This window comes from Micromonospora sp. S4605 (genome assembly GCF_003176715.1).
Lineage (GTDB): Bacteria > Actinomycetota > Actinomycetes > Mycobacteriales > Micromonosporaceae > Micromonospora > Micromonospora echinaurantiaca.
Map to the genome: position 1 here is coordinate 44,979 of NZ_QGSW01000249.1, position 11,895 is coordinate 56,873.

Genomic DNA, 11,895 nt, shown 5'->3' on the forward strand with positions numbered 1-11,895 from the left:
CAGGTCACCCTATGGGCGCCGGCGACGTCCCGTCGGGCGATGCGCCGGTGGCCGGCGGAGCTCCCCGGCGCGTGGGTGCGCGTCGCGGGCGCGCGGGCTGCTAGCGTTACCGCGTGTCGCGGACCCGCACCGAGCGCCTGGTCAACCTGGTGATCTGCCTGCTGTCCACGCGACGGTTCCTGACCGCCGCGCAGATCGCCGCGACCGTGCCCGGGTACGAGCACGACCCGGACGACGCCCGCGACCACGAGGCGTTCCAGCGCAAGTTCGAGCGGGACAAGGCCGAGCTGCGCGAGCTGGGCGTGCCGCTGGAGACCGGGACGGCGAGCGTCTTCGACGCCGAGCCCGGCTACCGGATCGCCCGCCGGGAGTACGCCCTGCCCGACATCCCCCTCGAACCGGATGAGGCCGCCGCGGTGGGCATCGCCGCCCGGCTGTGGCAGCACGCCGGCCTGGCCGCCGCCGCCTCCTCCGGGCTGGCCAAGCTGCGCGCCGCCGGTGTCGACGTGGACCCGCAGGCCACCCTCGGCCTGGAGCCGATGGTCACGGTCGACCCGGCGTTCGCGCCGCTCACCGCCGCCGCGCGGGACCGCCGCGAGGTCAGCTTCGACTACCGGGTGCCCGACCGGGACGCGCCGAGCCGGCGCCGGCTCCAGCCGTGGGGTGTGGTCTGCTGGCGCGGCCGGTGGTACGTGGTCGGGCATGACCTGGACCGGGTGGCCACCCGCTGCTTCCGGCTCTCCCGGGTGGTCGGCGCGGTCCGGGTGACCGGCGAGCCGGGCGGCTACCAGCCGCCGGCCGGGGTCGACCTGATCAGCCACGTGGCCCGCTGGTCGGGCCCGGTGGAGCGGGCCGGCCGGGCCACCGTGCTGGTCACGCCCGGGCGCGCCGCGGGGCTGCGCCGCTGGGCGGTGAGCGTCACCACCGGCGGCGACGCCGACCGGCTGGTGCTGCCGTACGCCGACCCGGACTCGCTCGCCGGCCAGCTGGTCGGCTACGGCCCGGACGTGCGGGTGCTCGACCCGCCGGAGGTGCGCGAGGCGGTCATCCAGCGGCTCAAGGAGATCGCCGCCCGGCACGACGAGCTGGCCGGCGCCGGAGGTGCCCGGTGACCCGCCCGGCCGCCAAGGGCGGCTCCCGGGCCTCGGCCGACCGGCTCGCCCGGCTGCTCAACCTGGTGCCCTACCTGCTGGCCCGCCCCGGCATCGAGATCGCCGAGGCGGCCGGCGACCTGGGCGTCACCGAGCGGCAGCTGCGCGAGGACCTGGAACTGCTCTGGGTCTGCGGGCTGCCGGGCTACGGGCCCGGCGACCTGATCGACATGGCCTTCGACGGCGACCGGGTCACCATCACCTACGACGCCGGCATCGACCGGCCCCTGCGGCTCACGCCGGACGAGGCGCTCGCCCTGGTGGTGGCGCTCCGGATGCTCGCCGAGACGCCCGGGGTGGCCAACCGGGAGGCGGTGGAGCGGGCCCTCGCCAAGATCGAGGACGCGGCCGGTGACCTGGTGGCCGCGCCGGTCGAGGTCCGGCTGCCCGCCGACACCCGCCGGGTGCAGGAGCTGCGGGCCGCGGTGGAGAGCGGCCGGGCGCTGCGGATCACCTACTACACGGCCGCCCGGGACGAGACCACCGAACGGGTGGTCGACCCGTTGCGGATGCTGATGGTCGGCGGGCGCGCGTACGTGGAGGCGTGGTGCCGCCGGGCGGAGGCGGTGCGGCTGTTCCGCTCCGACCGGATCGACGCGGTCACCGAGCTGGACGAGCCGGCCGTGGTGCCGCCGCAGGCCCGCCCGCACGACCTCACCGACGGGGTGTTCCGCCCCTCGCCGGACCTGCCGCTGATCACGCTGCGGGTGGGCCGCAGCGAGCGGTGGATCACCGAGTACTACCCGTGCGAGTCGGTGGCGGCCGGCGACGGCGACCAGTGGCTGGTCTCGCTGCGGGTCACCGACCTCGGCTGGGCCCGCCGGTTCGTGCTCGGCCTCGGCCCGGAGGTCACCGTGGTCGCGCCGGTCGAGCTCGCCGAACAGGTGCGCGCGGCGGCCGCCGCCGCGCTCGACGCGTACGCCTCACCGGCGCCGAGCCCCGCGCCCGCGCAGCCGGCGGAGCGACCCGACACGCCGGCGGCGCCATCCGCCGGTCCGGCGGTGCCGGCGGGCGCCCAGTAGGCTGACCGCCGTGGTGACGTGGATCGTGCTCGCGGTGGTGCTGGTCGCGCTCGTCGGGTTCGCCCTGGCCGTCCGGACGGTGCTGGCCCGGCTGCCCCGGCTGCGCCGCGCGGCGCTGGCCCTGCAACGGCGCGCGACCGAGGCGGAGGCGCTGCGGGAGAGCGCGGAGAGCCTCCAGCAGCGCGCCGAGACGCTGCAGGGGCAGCTCGACACCGCCCAGCGCCGGTTGGAACTGATCAAGGCGAAGCGCGGCGACTGATCGACCACCGTTGTCGTCCCTGCGCGATCCGGCCGGGTTGCGCGCAGGAACGATCGGGCGGGGGCGGTTGACGGGACACTCGGGGTTGGTCAACACTTCACCGGCCGGGACGAACCACCACCGCCCGGCGGGTGGCAACGGCCTTCGGCGCACGTACGATGGGCTGCGACACACCCCTTGCCAGACACACAGAGCGACTGGAGCTTCCCATGGGTGCCCTCAAGCCGTGGCACATCGCCGTACTCGTGGTCGTGCTGATCCTGCTCTTCGGCGCGAAGCGGCTCCCCGACGCGGCCCGTTCGCTGGGCCGTTCGCTGCGGATCATCAAGGCCGAGACCAAGAGCCTGCACGACGACGACCGCGACCTGGCCGAGAAGGCCGACGCGCAGGCCGGCTACCAGCCGCTGCCGCCGCACGCCGGGCAGCAGGCCCCGCAGCAGGCGCCCTACCAGGCCCCGCCGCAGCAGCAGCCGGGCGTTGACCCGGTGCACCGCGTCCGCGACAACTGACCGAAGGGCCCGCAACCGTGGCCTTCGGTCTTCGTAAGCGCGGTCCGAGCAGCTTCCAGCGGGCCGCCGACGGCTCGATGACCCTGATCGAGCACGTCCGCGAGCTGCGCAACCGCCTGTTCAAGGCGTCGCTGGCGATCGTGGTCGGCTTCGGCTTCGGCATCTGGCTCGCCGGCCCGGTGCTGAACGTGCTGAAGCGGCCGTACTGCGACCTGCCGCAGGCGCAGACGACCAACGGCGCCTGCGACTTCGTCCAGCTCGGGCCGGCCGACCTGTTCCTGCTCAACCTCAAGATCGGGCTCTGGGTCGGGCTGATCCTCGCCGCGCCGGTCTGGCTCTACCAGCTCTGGGCGTTCATCGCGCCGGGCCTGCACCGGCACGAGCGGCGCTACGCGTACGTCTTCACCGGGCTGGCGGCGCCGCTGTTCGCCGCCGGCGCGGTGCTGGCCTACTTCGTCACCGCGAAGGGCCTGGAGTTCCTGCTGGACATCTCCGGCAGCGAGATCAACACCACCCTGGACATCACCCGGTACGTCTCGTTCGTCACCAACCTCATCCTGCTCTTCGGGGTGGCGTTCGAGTTCCCGCTGCTGGTGCTGATGCTCAACTTCGTCGGCATCGCCAGCGCCAAGCGGCTGCTGGGCTGGTGGCGGGTGGCGGTCTTCGTCTTCTTCGCCTTCTCCGCGGTGGTCACCCCCACCCCGGACCCGTTCGGGATGACCGCGCTGGCCATCTGCCTCTGCGCGCTCTACTTCGCCGCCGTCGGTGTCGCGTTCCTCAACGACAAGCGCCGGGGACGCGGCAAGGAGGTCTACGCCGGCATCGCCGACGACGAGGTGTCGCCGCTGGAGTTCGACCGGGAGCCGGTGGAGGCGGGGGAGCGGGTGGACGCCAGCGCGCCGATCACCGCCCCGGAGCCGATCTCCGCCCCGGCGCCGATCGACCGCCGTTACGACGACATGACCTGACCCTCGGTAATTGCTCCGGCACCTGCCGGAGCGGTCCTCCGACACGCTGACAAGGAAACGCCGCCCTGGGTGGGCGGCGTTTCCCGTGGCGGTAGGTTGCTCGCCGTGACCGCTGACGATCACCCCTCCGTGGCCCCCGACGGTCCCGTCGCCGTACTGGCCAACCCGACCGCCGGCCGGGGCCGGCACCGCGGCCTGCTGCCCGGGCTGCTGGACCGGCTCGCCGCCACCGGCCGGCCGGTGCGGCTGCTCGAGGCGCACAGCGCCGAGCAGGCCGAGGCGGCCTGCCACGCGGCCGTCGCCGACGGGGTGGCCGCGCTGGTCGCGGTGGGCGGTGACGGCACCGTGCACCGGGCGTTGCAGGCGGTCGCCGGGACGGCGGTCCCGTTCGGTCCGGTGCCGGCCGGCACCGGCAACGACTTCGCGGTGGACACCGGGTTCCCGGCCGACCCGCTGGCCGCCGTCGAGGTGATCGTCGACGCGCTGCGCGCCGGCCGTACCCGTCCGGTCGACCTGGCCCGGCTGACCGGCGCCGACGGCACCCGGCGCTGGTACGGGGCGGTGCTGGCCGCCGGCTTCGACGCGATCGTCAACGAGCGGGCCAACCGGATGCGCTGGCCGCGCGGCCCCCGCCGGTACGACCTGGCGATCCTGGTGGAGCTGGCCCGGCTGCGGCCACGCCGGTACAAGCTGCGCCTCGACGGCGAACCGCAGGAGGTGGACGCGGTGCTGGTGGCGGTGGGCAACGCGCCCAGCTACGGCGGCGGCATGCGGATCTGCCCGGACGCGGACCTCACCGACGGGCTGCTCGACGTGGTGGTCGGCGGGCGGTTCGACCGGCTCACCCTGATGCGCGTCAAGCCGAGCATCTACCAGGGCACCCACGTGCGGCACCCGCTGGTGCGCAGCTACCGGGTGCGCGAGGTGGAACTGGCCGCCGAGGGCATCACCACGTACGCCGACGGGGAGCGGGTGCTGGACCTGCCGGTAACCGTCACGGCTGTGCCGGCGGCGCTGCGGCTGCTGCGCTGACCCGTACCGCGCCGACGCTGGCCGCGATCACCAGCCCGATCGCCAGCACCTCCGGCACCGTGAGCGCCTGATCCAGCACCAGCCAGCCGGCCAGCGCGGCGATGGCCGGGCCGAGGCTCATCAGCACGGCGAAGGTGTGCGTGGGCAGCCGGCGCAGGGCGAGCAGTTCGAGGGTGTACGGCAGCACCGAGGAGAGCACGGCGACGGTGGCGCCCAGCGCCAGCACCGTCGGGTCCAGCAGGGCGGTGCCCGACCCGAGCAGCCCGGCCGGCAGGGTGAGCAGCGCGGCGACGGCGAGCGCCAGGGCCAGCCCGTCGGCGCCCGGGAAGCGCTGCCCGACCCGGGCGCTGAAGACGATGTACGCCGCCCACATCGCGCCGGCGGCCAGCGCCAGGCCGGCGCCGACCGGGTTGAGCCGGTCGAAACCCCCCTGCCCGAGCAGGGCCACCCCGGCGGCGGCGAGCCCCGCCCAGCACCAGCTGGCCAGCCGGCGGGCGGCCAGCACCGACAGGGTCAGCGGTCCGAGCACCTCCAGGGTCACCGCCGGGCCCAGCGGAATGCGCTCGATGGCCTGGTAGAACAGCGAGTTCATGCCGGCCAGCGCCACCCCGAACCCGGCGGCGGCCGCCCAGTCGCCGCGGCCGTAACCGCGCAGCCGGGGTCGGCACACGGCTAGCAGCAGCACCGCGCCGATGGTCAGCCGCAGGGTGACCGCCCCGGCCACCCCGGAGCGCGGGAAGAGCAGGGCGGCCACGGCTGAGCCGAACTGCACCGACAGCGCCCCGCCGAGCACCAGGCCCACCGCCCGCAGGCCGCCGCGCGGGCGCGGGGCCTCGGCGGCGGGAGCGGGCGGGACGGCGCGCAGAGTGTCGGTCACCCTTCCGACGCTACGAGCCGGCGTCGCCGCGCGGAAATGCCGGTCCGCCCGCGCTTATGCTTGGCGGTTATGACCGTGGAGCTGCGCCACCTGCGGGCCTTCCTGGCCATCGCCGAGGAGAGCAGTATCACCCGGGCCGCGGCCCGGCTGCGGCTCACCCAGCCCGCCCTCTCCCGTACGCTGCGCCAGCTGGAGAACCACCTCGGGGTACGCCTCGCCGACCGCTCCACGCACCACCTGGCGCTCACCCCCGCCGGCCGGGCGCTGCGCGACCGCGCCGCCGCGGCGGTGGCCGCGGTCGACGACGTGCTCGACCCGGCCCACCTGGGCGGCCGGCCGATCCGGCTGGGGCACGCCTGGTCGGCGCTGGGCGGGCACACCGTGACCCTGCTGCGCCGCTGGCGGCAGCAGCACCCGCACACCCCGCTGGAACTGCTGCGCATCGACGAACGCACCGCCGGGCTGGCCCGGGGCCGGGTCGACGTGGCGGTGCTGCGTCAGCCGGTCGACCTGCCCGGGATCCGCACCCAGCGGCTGCTCGACGAGCCGCGACTGGCCACCGTGCCGGCCGACAGCCCGCTCGCCGGCCGGGCCACGCTCACCCTGGCCGACCTGGTCGACCAGCCGATCGCGGTGAACGCCACGACCGGCACCACCACCCTGGAGTTGTGGCCCGCCGGCCGGGCCCCGGCCACAGTGGTGCCGGTGGCCAACACCGACGACTGGTTGGCGGCGATCAGCGCCGGCCGGGCGGTCGGGGTCACCACCGCGGCGACCGCGGCGATGTATCCCAACCCGGCGGTGGCGTACCTGCCGCTGACCGACGCGCCGCCGGTCACCGTGCTGCTGGCCTGGCGCGAGCCGCCCGGCCACCCGGCCGTCGCCGACCTCGTCGCGCTGGCCCGGGACACCGTCCGCGGCTGAGCCGGCGTGCGGGCCGCCGGCGGGGTCTGAGCCGCCGCCCGGATCGCTGCCGGGGCCGAGCCGCGGGCGGGCGCTGGCGAGGGCTGCGGCGGCGTATCGACAGAGGGTCAGCCCGGCAGGGCCAGGTCGAGCACGGCGCCCAGGCCGTTCTCCCGGCCGGCCTCGGCCGCCGGGAGCACCAGCGCGGCGCAGCCAGCCGTCACCGCACCCGCGTCGGCCGGGCTGTCGCCGACCATCAGCGCCTGCTCCGGGTCGACGCCGAGCATCCCGCAGGCGCGCCAGAAGATCGCCGGGTCCGGCTTGCAGCGCCCCACCTCGTACGACAGCACGAACGCGTCGACCAGGTCGGCCAGCCCCCAGGCGGCGAAGTGCGGCCGGATGTCGAAGCCGATGTTGCTGACCACGGCCACCCGCACCCCGGCCTCGCGCAGCGCGCCCAGCGTGGGCCGGGCGTCCGGGTACGGCACCCAGCCGTCGGGCACCAGCAGCCGCTCGTAGAGGGCCTCGGCGAAGCCGTCGATGCCGGCGTCCACCGTCTCGGCGAGCCCGGTGTACGCGCCGCGGTGGGCGTGCGGGTAGAGGTCGCGGTCGGCCCACAGCTCGGCCAGCCGGGGCGGCACCCGGGCCGGCAGCGGGCCACCCGCCCGGCCGGCGGTGAGCAGCCGGTCGGCCAGCGCAGTGGCCCGGGCCCGATCCAGGGTGACCCCGCAGGTCGCGGCGGCGGCCAGCACCCACTCGCGGGCCTCCTCGACCTGGGCCAGGGTGCCATGGAAGTCGAACAGCACCGCCTTCACGGGCCGGCGGGACGCCCTCGGACCGGCGGCGGCGCTGACCGGGGCGGGTGTCTGGGGCGGTTCGGCATGGTCCGGCACGTGCTGCACCCTACCGACCGGCTCCGGCGGCCCCGATCGGGCGGCCTTGTCCGGTGTCCGCCGCCGGCACGCATTAATCTTGGTGCCATGTCGAGCCCCGCCGAGCGGTACGCCGCGGCGCGCCGCCGGGCCGCGCAGGCCTCCCAGTTCCCGGCGCTGGACGAGTTCGCCCTTGACCTGGGGTTCGATCTCGACGACTTCCAGCGCGAGGCGTGCCAGGCGTTGGAGCGGGGCAGCGGGGTGCTGGTCTGCGCCCCCACCGGCGCGGGCAAGACCGTGGTGGGGGAGTTCGCCGTGCACCTGGCGCTGCGCGGCACGCCCGGGCAGCCGGCCGACGGGGCCCGGCGCAAGTGCTTCTACACCACGCCGATCAAGGCGCTGTCCAACCAGAAGTACCACGACCTGGTGGACCGCTACGGCGCCGAGCAGGTCGGCCTGCTCACCGGCGACAACGCGATCAACGGCGACGCGCCGGTGGTGGTGATGACCACCGAGGTGCTGCGCAACATGCTCTACGCCGGCTCGGCCACCCTGGAGGGCCTGGCGTACGTGGTGATGGACGAGGTGCACTACCTCGCCGACCGGTTCCGCGGCGGCGTCTGGGAAGAGGTGATCATCCACCTGCCCGCCTCGGTGACGCTGGTCTCCCTGTCGGCCACCGTCTCCAACGCCGAGGAGTTCGCCGACTGGCTGGTCACCGTACGCGGCGAGACGGCGGTGGTGGTCAGCGAGCACCGGCCGGTGCCGCTGTGGCAGCACATGCTGGTCGGCAAGCGGATGTTCGACCTGTTCCACGACGCCGACGCGGCCCGCAAGCACGACGTGCACCCGGAACTGCTGCGCTACACCCGGGACACCATGCGCCGCCTCGAACTGGGCGAGGGGCGCAGCGCCGGCCCGGGCGGCGGGCGGCGCGGTCCCCGCTGGCGCGGCCCGATGCGCCCGGACATCGTCGACCGGCTGGACCGGGAGGGCCTGCTGCCGGCGATCCTGTTCATCTTCAGCCGGGCCGGCTGTGACGCTGCGGTGCAGCAGTGCCTCGCCGCCGGGCTGCGGCTCACCTCGCCCGAGGAGCGGGCGGAGATCCGCCGGGTGGTCGAGTCCCGAGTCACCGCGATCCCCGGCGAGGACCTGTCGGTGCTGGGCTACTGGGAGTGGCTCGACGGCTTGGAGCGCGGGCTGGCGGCCCACCACGCGGGCATGCTGCCGGCGTTCAAGGAGGTCGTCGAGGAGTTGTTCGTCCGCGGCCTGGTCAAGGCGGTCTTCGCCACCGAGACGCTCGCCCTGGGCATCAACATGCCGGCCCGCTGCGTGGTGCTGGAACGGCTGGTCAAATACAACGGCGAGGCGCACGTCGACCTGACCCCGGGGGAGTACACCCAGCTCACCGGCCGAGCCGGCCGGCGCGGCATCGACGTCGAGGGGCACGCCGTGGTGGTGTGGTCCCCGGAGACCGACCCGCGGCACGTGGCCGGCCTCGCCTCGACCCGTACGTACCCGCTGCGGTCCAGCTTCCGGCCCTCGTACAACATGGCGGTCAACCTGGTCGGCACGGTCGGCGCGGAGCCGGCCCGGGCGCTGCTGGAGTCGTCGTTCGCGCAGTTCCAGGCGGACCGGTCGGTGGTCGGCCTGGCCCGGCAGGTGCAGCGCAACACCGAGACCATCGAGGCGTACGGCGCCGACGCCGCCTGCCACCACGGCGACTTCGACGAGTACTTCGGGCTGCGGGTGGCCATCGCCGACCGGGAGCGGGCGCTCGCCCGGCAGGGGCAGAGCCAGCGCAAGGCGGCCGCGGTGGCGTCGCTGGAGCGGCTGCGGGTGGGTGACGTGATCCGGGTGCCGTCGGGCCGGCGGGCCGGCCTGGCGGTGGTGCTGGACCCGGCGACCGGTGGGTTCGGCGAGCCCCGCCCGCTGGTGCTCACCCAGGACCGCTGGGCCGGGCGGGTCAGCCCCGGCGACTTCACCACCCCGGCCGAGGTGCTCGCCCGGATCCGGGTGCCCAAGCACTTCAACCACCGCTCCCCGGCCGCCCGGCGGGATCTCGCCGCCGAGGTCAGCGGCACCGGGCTGGACCGGCACGGTGGCCGCCGCGGCCGGTCCCGGCAGGCGGTCGGCGAGGACCACCGGCTCAGCCAGCTCCGTGCCGAGCTGCGCCGGCACCCCTGCCACGCCTGCCCGGACCGGGAGGAGCACGCCCGCTGGGCGGAGCGGCGGCGCCGGCTGGAGCGCGACACCGAGGAGCTGCGGCAGCGGGTGGCCGGCCGGACCGGCTCGCTGGCGCGTACCTTCGACCGGATCGTCGCGCTGCTCACCGCGCGCGGCTACCTCGCGCCGGACGGCGCGGTGACCGACGCCGGACGGATGCTCGGCCGGATCTGGACCGAGGCCGACCTGCTGGTCGCGGAGTGCCTGCGGCGTGGGGTCTGGGACGGGCTCTCCCCGGCCGAACTGGCCGCCGCGGTCTCCGTGGTGGTCTTCGAGGCGCGCCGCGACGTCGACGAGCGGGCCTCGCTGCCACGCGGCGGGGTGTCCGAGGCGGTGGACGCCACGCTGAAGCTGTGGAGCGAGATCGAGGCCGACGAGGCGTCCCGGGGGCTGGCGGTGACCCGCGAGCCCGACCTGGGCTTCGCCTGGCCGATCTACCGCTGGGCCCGGGGCGAGGCGCTGGCCAAGGTGCTGGCCAGCGGCCACGAGATCGACGGGGAGATGCCGGCCGGCGACTTCGTCCGCTGGGCCCGGCAGGTGGTCGACCTGCTCGGCCAGCTCGCCGACTCCGGTGGCGCGTCGGCCGACCTGCGGTCCACCGCCCGGCAGGCGATCGGCGCGGTGAACCGGGGCGTGCTGGCATACCACGCCGCCGCCTGACCGGCGCGGGGCCCGAGCCGGGCCGCGGGGTCAGGAACGGCCGGCGAGGGCGTCGACCAGCCGGCGGGCGGAGCCGGCCAGGTTCCACCGCTGGGCCAGCTCCAGCAGCCGGTCCGGGTCGGCGGGGGCGGTCGGCAGCTCGGTGGGCAGGTCGGGCAGCGGCACGTCGAGCGCGACCTTGACCACCTTCGGCGCCACCGCCAGGTAGTCCCGGGCGGCGGCGAGCTTGGCGCGCAGGCCGGGGGCGAAGCCGGAATCCGGGTCGTCCAGGGCGGCCAGGATGCCGGCGATGTCGCCGTAGCGGGTGACCAGCCGGGCAGCGGTCTTCTCGCCGACGCCGGGCACGCCGGGCAGGCCGTCGCTGGGGTCGCCGCGCAGCGCGGCGAAGTCGGCGTACCGGTCGGCCGGCACCCCGTAGCGGGCGCGCACCGCGGCGTCGTCGCAGTCCTCCAGCTTGGCCACGCCGCGCCCCACGTACAGCAGCCGCACCGGGCGGGCGTCGTCGACCAGCTGGAACAGGTCGCGGTCGCCGGAGACCACCTCGACCGGCGCGGGCTGGGTGACCGAGAGCGTGCCGAGCACGTCGTCGGCCTCGTAGCCGGCCGCGCCGACGGTGGTGATGCCGATGGCGTCGAGCACGTCGAGGATGACCGGCACCTGCGGGGTCAGCGTGTCCGGCACCACCTCACCGCCCTCCGGGGCGAGCCGGTGCGCCTTGTACGACGGCAGGAGCGCCACCCGCCAGTCGGGCCGCCAGTCGTGGTCGAGCGCGCAGACCATCCGGTCGGGCCGGCGGGTGCGGATCAGGGTCGCCAGCATGTCGAGGAAGCCGCGCACCGCGTTGACCGGGCTGCCGTCCTCGGCGCGGGCGGCGGACTCGGGGATGCCGAAGTAGGCCCGGAAGTAGAGGCTGGGCGAGTCGACGAGCAGGATCGGGGGTTGCTGTGCCACGTCCGACAGCCTGGCACAGCCCACCGACGATCGGGGGGACGGCCCGCCTGGGTCAGCGCCGGTCGTCCGGCCGGTAGACGGTCTCCCGGCGGGCCACGTACTGCAGGGCGTAGCTCACCACCAGCAGCAGGATCGCGGCGGTCACCTCGATCCACGCGGTGGCGCCGTCGGCGATGGTCAGGCCGACGACGAGCAGCAGCAGACCGACCAGCGCGAGCACCCCGGACCAGAGCAGCCGGCGGCGGCGCGCCGCGGCGCGGTCCGCGTCGTTGGCTGCCACCGGCACCGGTCCTTCCGTCCGTCGGCGCCCGGCCTGGACGCCTGAGCTCAGGCTAGTGCGGTGTCCACTAACGTTCACCGGGTTTGCGGTGGGGTTGTGGATCCTCACCGTTAGGGGTGAGCGACTCCCCACCGGGTGGTGGGGCGGGCCTGCGCGGGCCAACTGATCCTCGCGCCGTCCGGGGT

Annotated in this window: 12 protein-coding genes; 8 read left to right on the forward strand and 4 right to left on the reverse strand. The window is 75.6% G+C overall.

What is annotated here, in order from left to right; genetic code table 11:
* The first annotated feature begins 113 nt into the window (after positions 1-113).
* The 6 genes from DLJ47_RS22395 (at position 114) to DLJ47_RS22420 (ending at position 4,941) form a co-directional block, all read left to right on the forward strand.
* Positions 114-1,112 carry a helix-turn-helix transcriptional regulator gene (locus DLJ47_RS22395; protein WP_109902412.1) on the forward strand — a complete coding sequence of 333 codons (999 nt, stop codon included), beginning with the start codon at positions 114-116 and terminating at the stop codon, positions 1,110-1,112.
* Positions 1,109-2,173, forward strand: a complete 1,065-nt coding sequence (locus DLJ47_RS22400; protein WP_233257956.1) for a helix-turn-helix transcriptional regulator — start codon at positions 1,109-1,111, stop codon at positions 2,171-2,173. The genes DLJ47_RS22395 and DLJ47_RS22400 overlap by 4 nt, the downstream gene beginning before the upstream one ends.
* 10 nt (positions 2,174-2,183) lie before the next feature.
* Complete coding sequence (locus tag DLJ47_RS22405) at positions 2,184-2,432, forward strand: hypothetical protein (RefSeq protein WP_109902414.1); 249 nt, start codon at positions 2,184-2,186, stop codon at positions 2,430-2,432.
* A 209-nt stretch (positions 2,433-2,641) separates the two neighbouring features.
* On the forward strand, positions 2,642-2,941 hold the full coding sequence (gene tatA, locus DLJ47_RS22410) for a Sec-independent protein translocase subunit TatA (RefSeq protein WP_088993766.1): 300 nt from the start codon (positions 2,642-2,644) through the stop codon (positions 2,939-2,941).
* Between the two features lie 17 nt (positions 2,942-2,958).
* Positions 2,959-3,909, forward strand: coding sequence for a twin-arginine translocase subunit TatC (gene tatC / locus DLJ47_RS22415; protein ID WP_109902416.1), 951 nt, complete (start codon positions 2,959-2,961; stop codon positions 3,907-3,909).
* Positions 3,910-4,005: 96 nt separating this feature from the next.
* Positions 4,006-4,941: a diacylglycerol kinase gene (locus DLJ47_RS22420; RefSeq protein WP_109902418.1), complete on the forward strand. Its 936-nt coding sequence runs from the start codon at positions 4,006-4,008 to the stop codon at positions 4,939-4,941.
* On the opposite strand, the gene DLJ47_RS22425 is transcribed toward DLJ47_RS22420, so the two are convergent.
* Entirely contained in the window at positions 4,904-5,818 is a 915-nt protein-coding gene (locus DLJ47_RS22425; RefSeq protein ID WP_109902420.1) for an EamA family transporter, read from the reverse strand. The genes DLJ47_RS22420 and DLJ47_RS22425 overlap by 38 nt on opposite strands.
* A 69-nt stretch (positions 5,819-5,887) precedes the next feature.
* Between DLJ47_RS22425 and DLJ47_RS22430 the strand changes: the two genes are divergently transcribed.
* The gene (locus tag DLJ47_RS22430) at positions 5,888-6,742 is read left to right on the forward strand and encodes a LysR family transcriptional regulator (RefSeq protein ID WP_109902422.1); all 855 of its coding nucleotides are present in this window, start codon (positions 5,888-5,890) and stop codon (positions 6,740-6,742) included.
* A gap of 107 nt (positions 6,743-6,849) precedes the next feature.
* Here the strand turns inward: DLJ47_RS22430 and DLJ47_RS22435 are convergent, their stop codons facing one another.
* Positions 6,850-7,614, reverse strand: a complete 765-nt coding sequence (locus DLJ47_RS22435) for an HAD family hydrolase (RefSeq protein WP_109902434.1) — start codon at positions 7,612-7,614, stop codon at positions 6,850-6,852.
* An 87-nt stretch (positions 7,615-7,701) separates the two neighbouring features.
* Here DLJ47_RS22435 and DLJ47_RS22440 point away from each other — a divergent pair, with 87 nt between their 5' ends.
* The gene (locus tag DLJ47_RS22440) at positions 7,702-10,479 is read left to right on the forward strand and encodes a DEAD/DEAH box helicase (RefSeq protein ID WP_109902424.1); all 2,778 of its coding nucleotides are present in this window, start codon (positions 7,702-7,704) and stop codon (positions 10,477-10,479) included.
* A gap of 30 nt (positions 10,480-10,509) precedes the next feature.
* Here the strand turns inward: DLJ47_RS22440 and DLJ47_RS22445 are convergent, their stop codons facing one another.
* Together DLJ47_RS22445 and DLJ47_RS22450 are read right to left on the reverse strand one after the other, a co-directional pair.
* Positions 10,510-11,439 (reverse strand): 5'-3' exonuclease, encoded by a 930-nt coding sequence (locus DLJ47_RS22445; RefSeq protein WP_396834525.1) that lies wholly within the window; start codon positions 11,437-11,439, stop codon positions 10,510-10,512.
* A gap of 43 nt (positions 11,440-11,482) precedes the next feature.
* The gene (locus DLJ47_RS22450) at positions 11,483-11,710 is read right to left on the reverse strand and encodes a hypothetical protein (protein ID WP_109902436.1); all 228 of its coding nucleotides are present in this window, start codon (positions 11,708-11,710) and stop codon (positions 11,483-11,485) included.
* Between the last annotated feature and the right edge of the window lie 185 nt (positions 11,711-11,895).